This is a genomic window from Bacillus cereus group sp. MYBK95-2, assembly GCF_051915225.1.
GTDB classification, from domain to species: domain Bacteria; phylum Bacillota; class Bacilli; order Bacillales; family Bacillaceae_G; genus Bacillus_A; species Bacillus_A cereus.
The window spans coordinates 92,260-108,453 of the sequence record NZ_JBQAEH010000005.1 but is presented as its reverse complement, the minus strand read 5'-3'; the positions used below and the strand labels follow the sequence as shown (position 1 = coordinate 108,453).

Below are 16,194 nucleotides of genomic sequence, written 5' to 3'. Positions count from 1 at the left end.
TTAACCGACCAGTATATATAATTAATAGTGGAGGAAAAAAGGAAGGTGGGTTTTTTATGAAAAAGCACCCGTTACATATGTTAGGGAGGCTTGTAGCAGGTAAAAATACGCAATGGATCACTTTATCGGTATGGATTCTTATTACATTATTACTTTCATTTACGTTACCACAAGTAAATAGTACGAAAGAACCGAACCCGAAAAATTTACCCGAAACAGCTATGTCGCAGCAAGCGGAAGCACTTATGAAAAAAGAGTTTCCGAATAATGCAGGGAATCCTTTGTTAGTAGTATGGTATAGAGATGGTGGATTACAGTCACAGGATTATAAACTCATACAAGATGTTTATAAAGAGTTAAAATCTGGTCCTTTAAAAGAACAATCAACGTTACCACCATTTGATACAATTCCAGAGCAAGTATTATCAAAAAGTGCGTCAAAAGATGGTACATCATTTGTTACACCGGTATTTTTTAATAAATCTGCTGGTACGGATATATTAAAAGGAAATCTTGAAGAGTTTAGAAAAATAGTGAATAGTAAGGTGGATGAAGATCCATTTAAACAAAAAATAAGTGAATCTGGTTTACATGTTCGATTATCAGGACCTGTAGGTATTCAAACAGATGCAGTTAGTTTATTTAGTCAAGCAGATGTGAAATTGTTAGTGGCTACTGTACTACTAGTGTTAGTTTTGTTAATTTTACTGTATCGTTCACCAATTTTAGCGATTTTACCTATACTTGTTGTTGGCTTTGCATACGGTATTATTAGTCCTACACTCGGTTTTTTAGCTGATCACGGATGGATTAAAGTAGATGCCCAAGCGATATCAATTATGACAGTATTATTGTTTGGCGCTGGAACGGACTATTGTCTATTTTTAATTTCGAGATATAGAGAGTACTTGTTAGAAGAAGAAAGTAAATATAAAGCATTGCAACTTGCGATTAAAGCATCTGGCGGTGCAATAATAATGAGTGCGTTAACTGTTGTACTTGGATTAGGAACATTACTACTTGCTCATTATGGTGCCTTTCATCGATTTGCAGTACCATTTAGTGTTGCTGTATTTATAATGGGAATCGCGGCTTTAACAATTTTACCAGCACTATTATTAATTTTCGGTAGAATTGCATTTTTCCCGTTTATACCGAGAACAACTTCAATGAATGAGGAGTTTGCAAGAAAGAAAAAGAGGGCTGTAAAAGTTAAAAAATCAAAAGGCTCCTTTAGTAAAAAACTTGGAGATATTGTAGTACGAAGACCATGGACAATAATTATGCTAACTGTATTTGTATTAGGCGGATTGGCTTCATTCGTACCACGTATTCAATACACATATGACTTATTAGAGTCGTTTCCAAAGGATATGCCTTCTCGTGAAGGGTTTACGTTAATTAGTGATCATTTCTCAGCTGGTGAACTAGCACCAATAAAAGTTGTTGTTGATACGAAAGGCAAAGAGCTTCCTATTAAACAAGAACTAGAGAAATTTTCTTTCGTAAATACAGTGAAAGAGCCAAAAGAGGGAAAAGAAAATAAGCAAATACAAATGTATGAAGTTTCTTTAGCGGAAAATCCATACGCAATTGAAGCATTAGATCAAATTCCTAAATTGAAAAACAGTGTGGAAAAAGTATTAAAAGATGCTGGGATTAGTAATGCTGAAGAGCAATTGTGGATTGGTGGAGAAACAGCTTCATTATATGATACAAAGCAAATTACTGAACGTGATGAATCAGTAATTATTCCAGTAATGATTAGCATTATCGCTTTACTATTACTTGTCTATTTACGATCGGTTGTTGCAATGGTTTATTTAATTGTAACTGTTGTCTTATCATTCTTCTCAGCGTTAGGAGCAGGATGGATATTACTTCATTACGGTATGGGAGCGCCGGCCATTCAAGGTGCGATACCGTTGTACGCATTCGTATTTTTAGTTGCTTTAGGTGAAGATTATAATATCTTTATGGTTTCAGAAATATGGAAAAACAGAAAGACACAAAATCACTTGGATGCAGTAAAAAATGGTGTAATACAAACAGGTAGTGTTATTACATCGGCAGGTTTAATTTTAGCAGGAACTTTTGCAGTGTTAGGTACACTTCCAATTCAAGTATTAGTTCAATTTGGTATTGTAACTGCAATTGGAGTATTATTAGATACGTTTATCGTAAGACCGTTACTTGTACCCGCGATTACAGTAGTTTTAGGCCGATTTGCTTTTTGGCCAGGTAAACTTTCAAGAAAGAGTGAAGAAATACAAAAGGTGGATGCATAGTTAAAAAAGCCAAGGATATTTCCCTTGGCTTTTTTCAATGTAGTTAATTAATTTTTTGAAGTCAAATCATCAGCTGCAGCGTGATCAGCATCTTCAATTGTTGTTTCGGGCATCCCGTATAAGCCGTTCATTGCTTGTTCTTCGATAGTAAGATTTGCAGTATTATTATTTTGAATAGATGTAGTGTTTTCAGTAACATTTTCTTTTTTATTCATATTTTTGTTATTCATGTATGGATCCTCCAAATTTCATTTGATTTATCTATAGTATGTGGATGGATTTCCAGAAATATGTGAATTGATTCTTACATATGTTATATAATTAAATAAATAATTAGGGTGAATTGTAAACTGTTAGGAGTGAACAATTATGGTGAAAGCAAGGGGATTAGCCTTCTAAAATAAAAAGAAAATTTTAGGAGGCTATTAGAATGAAGTTTCATGTAATTGATAGAGAAGATTGGAATAGAGAGCGGTATTTTGAGCATTATTTAAAGTTGAAATGTACATTTAGTATGACTATGAATGTTGATATCACGATGTTATTAGAGGAAGTATATCAAAAGGGAATAAAATTTTATCCCGTTTTTATATATTTAATTTCTAGAGTAGTAAATAATCATAAAAAATTTCGAACATGTTTTAACGATGAAGGAGTTTTAGGCTATTGGGAGGAAATGATACCGAGTTATACAATCTTTCATAAAGATGATAAGTCTTTTTCAAGTATATGGACGGATTATTCAGGTGATTTCCGCACTTTCTATAAAAATTATGAAGACGATATGAGATGCTATGCTAGTGTTCATGGTTTTTTCACGAAAGAAAATATTCCGCCTAATGTATTTCCAATTTCTAGCATACCTTGGACTAGTTTTACTGGATTTAATCTTAATATTAATAATGATGAAAATTTTCTATTGCCAATTATAACTTGTGGGAAATATTTTAACGAAGGAAACAAGGTTATGCTACCAGTTTCATTACAAGTACATCATTCGGTTTGTGATGGATATGATGCGAGTCAATTTATAGAAGATTTACAGCAGTTAAGTAATACTTGCAACGAGTGGCTTAAGTAATATCTAATTTTTAATTATATAAAGTGAAACTTTAATCAGTGGGGTGTCAGCCCCCGCTGATTATTAGCCCGAACCCCACCTAACTTCTTTGCTTTCGCTGAATTTTGAGGTGGGGGTCTTACTGCCCGGCAAATAGCGGGATAAAATTGAAAATGAATAAAAGAAGAGAACATGTTTATATTACATGGTCTCTTTTTATTATTCATTAATACTAAGTAATCGTGGAAAATATAGGGTGATTTGTAGTTTAATAGTAAAGAGGGTGATTAGTGTTAATTTTCTTTGTTTTTAAAAATTTAAGGATATAAATGTTTTAATAGGGGGTAATAAAGTGAAATTCATAAGCATTGAAAAAGATGAGATCCTAATTGGGAATATGGCAAATTTGTATTGTAAAGTATTTGAGAAAACAAATTTCAATGAAATGATCGAGCGAATGAATAGGCATATAGAATATACAGGTTTTAAAGGTATAGTAGCAATAAATGATGAAAATGAAGTAGTTGGTTTTACTTATGGTTATCGCTCAATGGAGGGACAGTACTATAATCAATTAATGAGAGAAGCGTTACATCTAGAGCAAGTAGACGAATGGTTACAAGATTGTTTTGAATTTGTAGAGTTAGCAGTCCACCCAGAATATCAAAATGAAGGTCTTGGAACGAAATTACATAATGAATTACTAGAAGGGATTCCAAATAGAACGAGTGTTTTAACAACACAAATAAACAATGAAAAAGCACGTTCGTTATATGAAAGATTAGATTGGGTAAATGTATTAGAACCATTTCATCCAAGTAAAAATGATGTTCCATATGTAATAATGGGAAAAGCATTAAAAACAAAAGTGAATTGATAATTATGCCATTCACAAAAATGGTTGGTTTGTAATAATGAAGGGGAAAACGAAAATGACGAAAATATCTATAGAAAAAGCTACAATTTTAGATGCTGAGAAATTAACAGAAATAATGAAAAGAACATTTGATGCAGAAGCAAAACAATGGCTATATGGCCAAGATGATGTCATTGATTATAACATTCAACCGCCAGGATATTCTTCAGTTGAAATGATGGAATATTCCATTGAAGAATTGGATTCTTTCAAAGTTGTAATGGATAAAGAAATAATCGGAGGGATAATAGTTACGATTTCTGGTAAGTCGTACGGTCGAATTGATCGTATTTTTGTAGATCCTGTTTATCAAGGAAAAGGAATTGGATCACATGTTATGAAATTAATAGAAAAGGAATATCCGAACATAAAGATTTGGGATCTCGAAACATCTAGTAGACAAATTAACAATCATCACTTTTATAAAAAGATGGGTTACCAAATGATTTTTGAATCGGAAGATGAGTATTGTTACGTGAAAAGAATAAAAACAAGCTCAAACAAAGCGAGTGTAGTTACAAATAAAGATATGAAAAATAGTCAATACGAAAACTGTAATTTAGCAAATACAGAGTATTATCAAGTGAATTTAAAAAACAGTTCATTTGTTGGTAGCAATATAATGAATATGAATATGAGTAATTGTAATGTAAGTCAATCCAAGTTTAGAAATATAAATTTTAGATGGTCATCATATGCAGATTTAAATCTTTCTGGTAGTAAATTTAATTTGGTGACTTTAGGTGGAGTGCAATTTAAAAATACAAGTCTCGGAGATGAGAAGGAACCTATTGTATTCGATAAATGTGATTTGGAATGTAGCACTATAAGTAATAGTAATCTGAAAAATATTGAAATAGAAAATTGTGATATAGTCGGCATGAAACTAAATGGTATTTTGATTGAAAATTTGCTTGATTTATATAACAAGGTGAAAAGTTAACCAAATCCATATCCATATAGTCTTTAATCTTTTTGGAAATTAAGTATTATATCGAAATAATTATGTAAAAATGACATAAAGAAATCCGGGCGAGAAGGTCATTCGTGAACGTTTCTAGAATACACACAAATATATTGTTATTTATATGGAGGAGAGAAAGATGGGAATCAACGTTAGAGCAGTAGAAATACAAGATGCTAGAGCAATTCATCGTATATGTATACAGGATGACGTTTTACCGTATATGGTTTTCTTACCTAGCATGCGTGTAGAGGCTATGGAAAATAGAATTCGAAATTTAGCACCAAATCAATTTGAATTTGTTGCAGAATATGATGGAGAAGTTGTTGGGTTTGTAGGTTTAACACAAAGTCCGGGCCGAAGATCTCATTCAGGCGATTTATTCATTGGGGTAGACAGTGAATATCATAATAAAGGAATTGGGAGAGCACTTCTTACGAAGATGCTTGATTTGGCTGATAATTGGTTAATGTTAGAGAGAGTAGAACTAGGTGTATTAGAAACGAATCCAAAAGCAAAAGCTTTATATGAAAAATTTGGATTTGTAGAAGAGGGAGTAAAGATAGGGAATTTGAAAGCTCATGGAAAGTTTATTAATGAAATTATGATGAGTCGTTTTAGACCGAATGGTTTAATTGTACATAATGAATAGTTAAAAGCATGACAGTATACTGTCATGCTTTTTTATTAGAACTTGGCTGCAATAAAAATAATACTAAACCAATAAAAATAACGGTAATTCCTAGTCCTTGTTGTAAAGAAATGGTCTCATGTAATATAAAGTACGCTAGTATACAAGTGCCAATTGTTTCACCTAAAATACTCATTGAAATTACAGTAGCACTCATCCATTTTAATAACCAATTAAAAATGGTTTGTCCTAAAATTGTAGCAATGAAAGCTAATCCAATAAAGCACAACCAAGTTTGTGTAGAGTAATGGATGAAAGATTCTTGTTGCGTGAAAGCAAATATGCCAAGAAAGCCAGCACTACTTCCATAACTAATTACTGAATAGGGTATAAGTGACAAATCTTTACGAACGTGTTGGCTAATGAAAAAATAAGCAGTAATGATACCGGCAGCAATAAATGCTAAAATATCTCCATATAAAGCTTCTCCACTAATTTGGAAATCTTGCCAGCCAATGATGATACTACCTGAAATAGCGATGAGGCAACCAATAACCGCTCCTTTCGTAAATCTTTCCTTAAATAAAAAATAACCACCAATCATTGAGAACAAAGGTTGTAACGTTACGATAACTGTAGAGCTTGCTACAGAAGTATATTGTAATGATTCAAACCATAGTACATAATGTGCAGCTAAAAATAGCCCAGATATGAATCCGAATGTCCATTGTTTTTTCGTTAAAGTTTTTAGCTCATTTCGACTATTTTTATTAAATAGTAATAACGGTAACAGGATCAGTGTGGCAAAGAATAATCGGTAAAAAGCAATGATTGTCGCAGGAGCATCTGCCAATTTTACAAAAATTGCTGAAGTTGATAAGGCGAATACACCAAAAAATAAGATGAAATATGAAAGAATAGGTGATTTCAAAGTTTGTCCCTCCTATAGAGTGTTTATTATAATAAACTTAATACGATATAATGTACAAAGGTAAGTATATAAGTCCCGGAGATAATAGGAAAGGATTATTTGCCTTTGTTTAGTATGTCAGCACAAAGACAATGAAATATGCATTATGATGGATGAAAGGAAGTTTTACTATGATACATGATAGGCTTGGACAAACAGTATTAAGTTATCGTAAGAAAAATAATATGACAATTCGTGAATTCGCTGATTATGCAGGAATTAGTACATCACTAATTAGCCAAATTGAAAGAGGACATGCTAATCCTTCTTTAAATGTTTTGGAGTTAATTGCAAAAGCATTAAATGTACCGCTGTTTACACTTTTTATTAATGATATCGATACAGATTCGCTCATTTCTAAGAAAAAAGATCGAAAAAAAGTATATCGGGAAAACAATGATCACATTGTATATGATGTATTAACACCTGATTTTATGAAAGCACGTATTGAAATGTTAATGATGGATTTAAATAAACGAGCAAACACAACAGAAAGCCATTATTCCCATGAAGATAAGGAAGAGATTGCTGTTATTATGAAAGGGGAAGTGTATGTGGAATTGGAGGGAAAAGAATATTATTTAGAAGAAGGCGATGTTGTACGTATTCCACCGAATGTGAAGCATCGATTTTTGAATAAAAGTGATGAATCGAATCACATTTTATTTGTACTGACACCATCTTTAGGATGAAAATATAGTGATTTTTAATAGGGGAGAAAGAAAATGGAAAAAAGTATTTTGAAAGGCGGTCTTTCAATTATTTCTCAATGTAAAAAAGAAACAAATGATATTTGGCATGCACATTTTGGAGCAGCTGCAATTGCTAGTTATTTTTTTATGAAAGATAATAATATTGATGAAGAAACAGCTCGTAATATGTATTCGCAAACAAGGATGATGCTGAACAAGAAAAAAATTGGTGAGATGATTGATGATAAAAAAGAAATAGATTTTAAAATTGCGGAAAATATGATTATAAAATCTTTAGAACAAACGATTGATGAGCTTCATTGGGTGGGGCATAACGTCATTTATGCGTCATTAAGTTTATTAGCTATGAAAGAGCTACAAAAATGGGGTGATAATCAAGCAATTGAAGGGATTACTACTCTTATTTTATCATTTCGAAAAACAATTCCAGGTAGATCGTGGATTGGTTATACGACGAAAGAAGTAAAACAATTAAGTTTTGAAGAGGAGATACAAAGTGAATTGAGTAATCCAACACAAGTATCTCAGTTCATTTTAAATGAGTTATCGAAATTTAATAGTATTTATCGAGCGGAATCACATCATGATTTAATTGGGCATTTGCTTACATACTCCCACGCAATTAATATAATGTACGATTTAGGACATATAGATATATTTCAACGAGGGATACGTCCGCTGTTAAAACTAGTATACGTACTAAGAGCTAGCCAAAAGCTCAAGCTGAATACGGAAATAACTTTACACTCACCTATAGATCGATTACCTTTAATTCAATCTAAACGTGCAAATATTTTACCAACTGAAAATATATTTTGGATAAAAGACTATAGTGAATTCGATTGGGATTTTGGTCATGTATTTAAATTCTCATATAGTTATTTTAATCATATACAGAGAGCTCCAAATTATAAAGATATCACATTAGAAAAATTCCGTTATGTTATTCATTCTTAATGAACGCTAATGATCTGTAAAAGGATGTTTAATCTAGTTTCTTTTTTTGTTAGTAGTATATTATTTTTTCAAATATGTAAGATTTTACATGCGTATTTTACTTTTACTAATTATGTAAGTAGGCTATACTGAAATACATACATTTTATTTTTGGAGAGATGTAAAACGACATGGAACTAGCGAAATTGGAAAAAGTAATTGAAATAAAAAAAGAAGAACTTTTATATTTAGTATCGGATTATGGAATTCAACATGAAAAAGTATTGGCATTGAGTCAAGAACTAGACAAATTAATCAATTACTTTATGTTTTTAAAATAAAGAGAACTATGACGGGGTTTGTAAATGTTATAGTTCTTTTTTATTAGGTAATTTGAAAATATATTAAAATATATTGTCTAATTTCTTACAGAATGCGCAACTTGCTAGTCGAATATAAGGACTTTTGGTTATAATAAAAAGGAATTATTAATTGTATCGGTTAGGAGCGCAGCACATATGAAAACAGTTGTTGTTATCGGTGGAGGTATAACGGGACTTTCTACTATGTTTTATTTAGAAAAATTAAAAAAGGATTATAATATCGATTTAAATTTAATTCTTATTGAGAAAGAAGAGTATTTAGGTGGTAAAATCCATAGTGTGGAAGAAAAGGATTTCATTATGGAGTCAGGAGCGGATTCAATCGTTGCTCGTAATGAACACGTTATGCCACTTGTAAAAGATTTAAATTTAGAAAATGAAATGGTATATAATGAAACGGGTATTTCTTACATATATTCTGAAAACATGTTACATCCGATTCCTTCTGATACTATATTTGGGATACCGATGAGCGCCCAGTCGTTGTTTAGCAGTACGCTAGTCTCAACGAAGGGGAAAATCGTAGCTTTAAAAGATTTCATAACGAAAAATAAAGAGTTTACGAAAGATACATCACTTGCTTTATTTTTAGAAAGCTTTTTAGGGAAAGAGTTAGTGGAAAGACAAATTGCTCCTGTGCTTTCAGGTGTATATTCTGGTAAATTGAATGAGCTTACAATGGCATCTACATTACCGTATTTACTGGATTATAAAAATAAATATGGAAGTATTATTAAAGGTTTTGAAGAGAATAAAAAACAATTTCAATCAGCAGGAAATAAAAAATTTGTATCATTTAAAGGTGGACTATCTACGATAATTAATCGCTTAGAAGAAGTGCTGACTGAAACTGTCGTAAAAAAAGGTGCTATAACGACGGCTGTAAGTAAACAAAAAGATCGATATGAGATTTCTTTTGCAAATCATGAAACAATACAAGCTGATTATGTTGTTTTAGCAGCTCCACATGATATTGCACAAACTTTATTACAGTCTAATGAGTTAAATGAGCAGTTTAATACATTTAAAAACTCATCTCTTATAAGTATTTATTTAGGATTTGACATACTAGATGAACAACTACCAGCTGATGGTACGGGGTTTATTGTAACGGAAAACAGTGATTTACATTGTGATGCTTGTACATGGACAAGTCGAAAGTGGAAACATACATCGGGTAAACAAAAATTATTAGTTAGAATGTTTTATAAGAGTACCAATCCGGTATATGAAACAATCAAGAATTACAGTGAAGAAGAATTAGTACGAGTCGCTTTATATGATATTGAAAAGAGTCTCGGAATTAAAGGTGAACCAGAAGTAGTTGAAGTTACAAATTGGAAAGATTTAATGCCGAAATATCATTTAGAACATAATCAAGCGGTTCAAGCATTACAAGAAAAAATGACGAATCTTTATCCAAATGTATATTTAGCTGGTGCCTCATATTATGGTGTTGGAATTGGTGCGTGTATTGGAAATGGAAAGAATATAGCCAATGAAATAATGGATACATTAAATAAATAATACTGTAGAATAAATAAAAACTGTCCCTTCAGCAAAATGGAGGAACAGTTTTTATTTATTTTATTTGAATGGAAATTGTATTGTTTTTTACATTGTTTTCTTTTATTGTTAATATTATTTCTCCAGACTCTTTAAATGAATACGGTGATAGTTGATAAATATCTTTTATATCAAGTTTTTCTTGTAATTTATTTACCGGTATTGATACGATATTTGGCTTCCATGTTTCTTGTTTTCCTGAAGGATATTCTATAAGTATTACCGGATTTTTTAACTTTATTGTTTTCCAAGAGACGAAATATAGTTGTACTTCTGTATCTTTTTTTAATAATTCTTCGGAGAAATAACCGAATTCGCCTACATTACCGAAAACAGTATAGTTTTGATTTTTTAATTTAATATCTAAATAACTAGGTTGATATGTTACTGCATGATAAGTTCCATATGAAAGTGAGAGTATGGCAGCGATTAAAATACCGATTGAAAATGTCTTAAAGCTATTGCCTTTAAAGCTAGTCATCATGAATGAGTTTGGTGTAAATTTTTTTGCGAATAAAAAAATAAGTAATATGAGTAAGAGGGATAAGCCGATGAATATATACATAGATTTTTACACCTCCATAGCGTAAAATGGATTAACTATATTTTACCATAAATGTATGGGTTAGGGTGGTTGTTTAGAAGGGAAAAATGAAGAAACAAATTCTTTACAGTTCTTGATAATTTAAAATTTGATTTATGGAAATTATAGCGTCATGTTTGAGTCCCAATCAGAAGGTATCCAATTCGTGTATATAGAATAAAGAGGGAATGCGCCATTAGAAATGTTTGACTTATGGAACAATAAGGACTTTACTAATTATACATATTTTTTCTGATATAATGAATGAGTAGAGAGAAAGGAGTGATCCTATGGCATTTCCTATATTAGAAACAGAACGCTTACGTTTAGTTGAAATAGAACAATCTTATTGTCAAAAAATATATGAAATCTTTTCATTGGATGAAGTGACGTGTTATTACGGTATGAATTCTTTTACGGAGTTTGGACAAGCTTCACGTATGATCGAATCTTTTTCAAAAAATTACTTTGAGAAAAAGGCAATACGATGGGGAATTGTGTTAAAAGAAACGAACGTTTTAATAGGAACAATTGGACTAAACAATTTACAATTATGGAGTAAACGATCTGAGATTGGATATGATCTGCATCCTCGTTATTGGGGAAATGGTTACGCTTCGGAAGCAGCTCGAGAAATTATTGATTATGGATTTAAAGATTTAGGTTTGTTTAGAATTGGAGCTATTACATATCCTGAAAATGATACTTCTTGTAGAATGTTATCTAAAATTGGCTTCCAAAAGGAAGGTCTATTGCGTGGATATATTCATCAAGGAAATAAGCAACACGATGCATTATTGTATTCTATAGTACGAACTGATATTGAGAACATAAATTTATAATAAAAAAAACCTCTTAATTAAAAGAGGTTTTTTTTATTATAAATTAACCTAATTTAGGTAATAAACGTTCTCCGCTTTTCATGCTACTTTTACATAAAGGGCATTTAGGCTCTTCTTCAAATGAAAAGTTCTTTCTCATCCATCCTAAACAATCCTCTGATTCACATTCCCAAACAGGGGTTTGTTCTGGTGGTACTTCTGCTACATCGTTCTTTCGATTGCGATACATGTAACCACTCCTTTTATGTAAAAAATTTTAGTTATATATTAAAAAGGTTGTTAACCTTGCTGGTAACAACCTTTTTATTGTTTGAATTATAGCTTTACAACGTTTTTAGCTTGAGGTCCGCGGTTACCTTCTTCAACTTCGAAGCTAACTTCTTGACCTTCGTCAAGAGACTTGAAGCCGTCGCCAGTGATAGCTGAGAAGTGAACGAATACGTCGTTACCGTCTGCAACTTCGATGAAACCGAAACCTTTTTCGCTGTTAAACCATTTTACTTTACCTGTTAATGTCATGGTAATGCCTCCTAAAAGTAGAAAAATTACAATATGATCGGCCTTATTTGAATGAAAATAAAAGTTCACATATTATCAAAAATCCATAAGGAGTACAAAATGTCCCTGATTGATACTTGATAATATGCAAAGAAAATATAGTGTTAAATTGACCTTAATTACTATCTTACAACAAATGGTTGGAAATAGCAAGTGCTGGTAATACCACTGAGTAATCTGGGTGATAATAGTAAAGGCACAAAGGCACCTCTTTTATTTATATATTATTCCTAATTTGGATTTATGCAAAATCATGTAAGAAAAACTTAGAGTAAATATTAATATTGCATTTTTTATGGTAAAATATGGTTGTTGACTGGTAGTAGTTAAATATTATAAAAGGAGAAAAGAAAGTGAAAAATAATTCATTTATAATAATTGAAGCAGCAAAAGCAGGGAGAAAAAAGGTGCATCCAGTCTTTGCTGTAATATTAGCCATTATATTTTTGACTTTAGGCGAACTTTTTATGTTATTTATGTTATTTTTACCAAAAGCTGAAACGATATTCATGAAAGGTATTTATGACAATGTTAGAATGGTGTTAACGTTTGGCGGAGCTATATTTATTTTATTTATATGGGTTCGTTTTGTAGAAAAAAGACCTTTTTCATCCATTGGCTTTTGGAAAGAGAAATGGATGAGAAAGTATTTAAAAGGTGCGTTAATAGGGTTTGTATTTATTTCAACGCCAGTTATTCTACTATTATTAATGGGGAGTGTGAAATTGCAAGTACAACATATTACCTCAACAGTAATAGTAGGAATAGTAGGATCTCTAGTTGCATTTTTAATACAAGGGGCAACGGAAGAAATTATTGTACGAGGTTGGTTATTCCCGGTTCTTTCTGTTAGAAGTCGTATATGGGTTGGGATTGTTGTGACGTCTTTCTTATTTGGTTTTCTTCATTTACTTAATCCAGGTATTACAATTCTTTCAATATCGAATATAATATTAGTTGGTGTATTTGCAGCTTTTTACGTTTTAAAAGACAGTAGTCTGTGGGGGATTTGCGCATGGCATTCCATTTGGAATTGGGCACAATATAACGTCTACGGTTTTGCAGTTAGCGGGATGACCATATATTCAACTCCGCTATTTAAACCTGCAACAAATGGCCCTGAATTCCTTCATGGAGGCTCGTTCGGAATTGAAGGTAGTATCATTACAACAATCATGCTCACTATCGCTTCAATTGTTTTATGGAGAAAGTTATGGGGAAGAAAAGCGAAACAACGAAATTTTAGTTAATGAAAGAGGGGGAAACTATGGGGATAATAGCATTTGAGGGAGCAAGCGCTGTTGGTAAAAGTACCACGTGCCGTGAATTAGAAAAGAATTATGGTGCTTATATAATACCTGAAGTGAATTCTTTATTTGAAAGGCCAAAAAATGAACATAGAACATGGTATTTTGAAAAACAAGTTGAGCGCTGGAATATAGCTGTTCAGAAGTCAGAGCAATATGAATTAGTAATATTCGATGGGGATATATATCAACCACTTAGTTATAATTGGTGCTTTCATTTTGATATATTTAATCAGCCATTATCTTTAATAGAAAATTTTTATAAAGAAAAGATGATAAATAGGGAAATTGGTTTTCCGGATCAATATTTTTATTTATATACGAACGATGAAGAACTTAGAAAGCGGAAAGTATCTGATGAGACGAAAAGAAGAAGAAACTTTGAAAAACATTTACATATATCAAAATCGTTTCAGCGTTATTATGAAAATTTAAATACTGTTACAGATGGGTATTGTAAATTAATTGAGGCGAAAAGTGTAAGAAATAATGAATTAGAAATAGTGAGAAACTCAAAAAATTTGAATGTGTGTGAAGAAAGACGTTTTGATGTTTCGAGGTTAGATGCTATTACGAAGTGGTTAAAAGAAAATCGTGCATAAAGTAAAAACAACGAGTGTTGTAGAACGCGCTCGTTGTTTTTTTGTTTCTTTATAAATATAAAGGAAAAATTTGTAGAATATTTTCATTATTTAACAGAATAATCTTTCAATTTTAAAGAAAAAGAAATACAATATGAGGAAGTATATATAAATAATATGATAGGGGATGCGATGCGATATTTTGAATGAAGTAACAGTTTTTATATAAGAAATAATTAGGTAGTCAGAACAGAGATATTTGGGAGGAAACAAGCGAGATGAAAACATTTTTGAAAATAATAGGTGTTATAGCTGGTATGGCGGTAATCGGAGTAGGTTTAACATATGGTATGCTGCATTATTTAAATAATAGTAAACCAGCTGCGAAAAAGGCATCACCAGCTGCTCCAGCAGTAGAAGTATTAGCTGATAGTAACGTAAAAGCAGAAGATGCAAAGCTTTTAGAAAATGGCAATTATTCATTGCCAAATAGTGGTTTTAATAAAAATTTTAAATGGACAGATGAGAACATACAGACAGCATTACATGAAATGGCACATCAAAAAGCGAAAGCTGATCAAAAGTGGGGCTATATTTTTATTACACAAGAGCGGATTGAAAGCTTAATTGATATTGTAAAGAGTAATGATCTTGTGCAGGGAAGTACATATGTAGAAATTTTAGAACGATGGAAACAAGGGAAATATGAAAAGGTTGATGGGGATCACAATAAGATTTGGAAATTACAAAGTGGGAATTTAGGAGAAGGAAAAGGAGTAATGTCGGAAGCTGAGCAAAAAGAATTAATTAATCAATTGTTTATGGACAAAGGTACATATTCAGGTAGTAAATTAATTGCAGGTGGGGGACAGACTAATAAATAGTATACTAATTAATGAAAGAGAGTAATTGCTTATTAGGCAATTACTCTTTTTATATGTACGTCTTAATATTTTAGTCTCGTTCAAGTAAGGAAAGAAACGACTGTAACACCGGGGAAATCCATCTAGATTTATGATAGATTACATGACTTTGAATAACTGTTGGAGTTTCGATAGGCTGAAAACATAGTTGTTCTTTTTGACAACTTTCTTGTACAACGATATAAGGAAGAATTGAAATGCCTAACTCACACATAACGGATTGTTTAATGACTTCAACATTGGAAGTTTCAAATGTTTTAGCTGGAATATTCCCGCTTTGACGTAAAAAACGATCTACCATTGGCCTATAGCCGCAGCTTTGTTCTGTAAAAATGAACTGGGTGTCCTGTAATAACTGGAATGGATTTGTATGCGCAGAGGAATAAGCTGGTAAAATCCATCCAAATGTTTCATTACTAAAAGTACGCGTAATAAAATCATTATGTTCTATACTTTCTCCAATTATAAAGACAACGTCTGTTTCTCCTTCACGTAATTTTTGTAATGCTTGTTCATTTGTGTTCGTTTCAAGCATGATATTTACTTTCGGATTTTTCTGTTTATAAGTACGTAATAATTGTGGTAATCGGTATACCGCTAATGATTCATTAGATGTAATACTTAATGTACCTTCTAAATAATCTGTATTTTGGGGGATTTCTTGCGCTTTTTCATATATTGAAAGTAATTCTAATGCATAAGGATGAAATTGATGACCGGCTTTTGTAAGTAGCACTTTTTTCCCTAACCGATCGAAAAGAGGAATATGTAAATCGTTCTCTAAAGCTTTCATATGTGCTGTAACAGTAGATTGCGCATAACCTAGCGCGTGCGCAGCTTTAGAAAAATTACCATACTTCACAATGGCGCAAAATGTTTTAACATGTCTCATTTCCATAAGCGATCCCTCTTTTATTATCATGATTTGTGAATGATTATATCATGTATTTTAATTTTCCAAATGATTAAATTC

19 protein-coding genes are annotated in these 16,194 nt (G+C 31.8%); 13 read left to right on the top strand and 6 right to left on the bottom strand.

The features are described from left to right. Positions 1–56 precede the first annotated feature (56 nt). The gene (locus tag ACTFN4_RS18035) at positions 57–2,288 is read left to right on the top strand and encodes an MMPL family transporter (RefSeq protein ID WP_439962638.1); all 2,232 of its coding nucleotides are present in this window, start codon (positions 57–59) and stop codon (positions 2,286–2,288) included. Between the two features lie 47 nt (positions 2,289–2,335). Here the strand turns inward: ACTFN4_RS18035 and ACTFN4_RS18030 are convergent, their stop codons facing one another. Continuing rightward, entirely contained in the window at positions 2,336–2,518 is a 183-nt protein-coding gene (locus ACTFN4_RS18030; protein WP_001060657.1) for a DUF4021 domain-containing protein, read from the bottom strand. Positions 2,519–2,718: 200 nt separating this feature from the next. Here ACTFN4_RS18030 and catA point away from each other — a divergent pair, with 200 nt between their 5' ends. The 4 genes from catA (at position 2,719) to ACTFN4_RS18010 (ending at position 5,880) form a co-directional block, all read left to right on the top strand. Further along, positions 2,719–3,369, top strand: coding sequence for a type A chloramphenicol O-acetyltransferase (gene catA / locus ACTFN4_RS18025; protein ID WP_000668542.1), 651 nt, complete (start codon positions 2,719–2,721; stop codon positions 3,367–3,369). A gap of 331 nt (positions 3,370–3,700) precedes the next feature. Then, positions 3,701–4,225: a GNAT family N-acetyltransferase gene (locus ACTFN4_RS18020; protein WP_000668806.1), complete on the top strand. Its 525-nt coding sequence runs from the start codon at positions 3,701–3,703 to the stop codon at positions 4,223–4,225. Positions 4,226–4,262: 37 nt separating this feature from the next. Next, positions 4,263–5,207: a GNAT family N-acetyltransferase gene (locus ACTFN4_RS18015; RefSeq protein ID WP_002025165.1), complete on the top strand. Its 945-nt coding sequence runs from the start codon at positions 4,263–4,265 to the stop codon at positions 5,205–5,207. Positions 5,208–5,367: 160 nt separating this feature from the next. After that, positions 5,368–5,880 (top strand): GNAT family N-acetyltransferase, encoded by a 513-nt coding sequence (locus ACTFN4_RS18010; protein ID WP_000512619.1) that lies wholly within the window; start codon positions 5,368–5,370, stop codon positions 5,878–5,880. Between the two features lie 22 nt (positions 5,881–5,902). On the opposite strand, the gene ACTFN4_RS18005 is transcribed toward ACTFN4_RS18010, so the two are convergent. After that, complete coding sequence (locus ACTFN4_RS18005; protein WP_000841810.1) at positions 5,903–6,790, bottom strand: DMT family transporter; 888 nt, start codon at positions 6,788–6,790, stop codon at positions 5,903–5,905. 170 nt (positions 6,791–6,960) lie between these two features. Here ACTFN4_RS18005 and ACTFN4_RS18000 point away from each other — a divergent pair, with 170 nt between their 5' ends. The 4 genes from ACTFN4_RS18000 (at position 6,961) to ACTFN4_RS17985 (ending at position 10,388) form a co-directional block, all read left to right on the top strand. Further along, the gene (locus ACTFN4_RS18000; protein ID WP_000581032.1) at positions 6,961–7,521 is read left to right on the top strand and encodes a helix-turn-helix domain-containing protein; all 561 of its coding nucleotides are present in this window, start codon (positions 6,961–6,963) and stop codon (positions 7,519–7,521) included. Positions 7,522–7,554: 33 nt separating this feature from the next. Next, positions 7,555–8,499, top strand: a complete 945-nt coding sequence (locus ACTFN4_RS17995; RefSeq protein WP_000415694.1) for a hypothetical protein — start codon at positions 7,555–7,557, stop codon at positions 8,497–8,499. A gap of 170 nt (positions 8,500–8,669) precedes the next feature. Beyond that, positions 8,670–8,819, top strand: coding sequence for an aspartyl-phosphate phosphatase Spo0E family protein (locus tag ACTFN4_RS17990; RefSeq protein ID WP_000417698.1), 150 nt, complete (start codon positions 8,670–8,672; stop codon positions 8,817–8,819). A 177-nt stretch (positions 8,820–8,996) separates the two neighbouring features. After that, entirely contained in the window at positions 8,997–10,388 is a 1,392-nt protein-coding gene (locus tag ACTFN4_RS17985) for a protoporphyrinogen oxidase (RefSeq protein ID WP_000860352.1), read from the top strand. A gap of 55 nt (positions 10,389–10,443) precedes the next feature. Here the strand turns inward: ACTFN4_RS17985 and ACTFN4_RS17980 are convergent, their stop codons facing one another. Continuing rightward, positions 10,444–10,992, bottom strand: coding sequence for a hypothetical protein (locus ACTFN4_RS17980; RefSeq protein ID WP_000275240.1), 549 nt, complete (start codon positions 10,990–10,992; stop codon positions 10,444–10,446). Positions 10,993–11,300: 308 nt separating this feature from the next. Between ACTFN4_RS17980 and ACTFN4_RS17975 the strand changes: the two genes are divergently transcribed. Next, a complete protein-coding gene (locus ACTFN4_RS17975; protein ID WP_000885397.1) occupies positions 11,301–11,852 on the top strand; it encodes a GNAT family N-acetyltransferase in 552 nt (183 codons plus the stop codon). Positions 11,853–11,895: 43 nt separating this feature from the next. On the opposite strand, the gene ACTFN4_RS17970 is transcribed toward ACTFN4_RS17975, so the two are convergent. Both ACTFN4_RS17970 and cspD read right to left on the bottom strand, forming a co-directional pair. Further along, on the bottom strand, positions 11,896–12,081 hold the full coding sequence (locus ACTFN4_RS17970) for a cold-shock protein (RefSeq protein ID WP_000286203.1): 186 nt from the start codon (positions 12,079–12,081) through the stop codon (positions 11,896–11,898). Between the two features lie 86 nt (positions 12,082–12,167). Continuing rightward, the gene (cspD, locus tag ACTFN4_RS17965; RefSeq protein WP_000176366.1) at positions 12,168–12,371 is read right to left on the bottom strand and encodes a cold-shock protein CspD; all 204 of its coding nucleotides are present in this window, start codon (positions 12,369–12,371) and stop codon (positions 12,168–12,170) included. 392 nt (positions 12,372–12,763) lie between these two features. Between cspD and ACTFN4_RS17960 the strand changes: the two genes are divergently transcribed. From ACTFN4_RS17960 to ACTFN4_RS17950, 3 genes are all read left to right on the top strand, one after another. Beyond that, on the top strand, positions 12,764–13,660 hold the full coding sequence (locus tag ACTFN4_RS17960; RefSeq protein WP_000794823.1) for a CPBP family intramembrane glutamic endopeptidase: 897 nt from the start codon (positions 12,764–12,766) through the stop codon (positions 13,658–13,660). Continuing rightward, complete coding sequence (locus tag ACTFN4_RS17955; RefSeq protein ID WP_002024134.1) at positions 13,660–14,319, top strand: AAA family ATPase; 660 nt, start codon at positions 13,660–13,662, stop codon at positions 14,317–14,319. Before ACTFN4_RS17960 ends, ACTFN4_RS17955 begins: the two co-directional genes overlap by 1 nt. 257 nt (positions 14,320–14,576) lie before the next feature. Continuing rightward, positions 14,577–15,182 carry a PRK06770 family protein gene (locus tag ACTFN4_RS17950; RefSeq protein ID WP_439962637.1) on the top strand — a complete coding sequence of 202 codons (606 nt, stop codon included), beginning with the start codon at positions 14,577–14,579 and terminating at the stop codon, positions 15,180–15,182. Between the two features lie 70 nt (positions 15,183–15,252). Here ACTFN4_RS17950 and ACTFN4_RS17945 read toward each other — a convergent pair whose 3' ends face one another. Then, positions 15,253–16,119, bottom strand: coding sequence for a LysR family transcriptional regulator (locus ACTFN4_RS17945; RefSeq protein ID WP_439962635.1), 867 nt, complete (start codon positions 16,117–16,119; stop codon positions 15,253–15,255). Between the last annotated feature and the right edge of the window lie 75 nt (positions 16,120–16,194).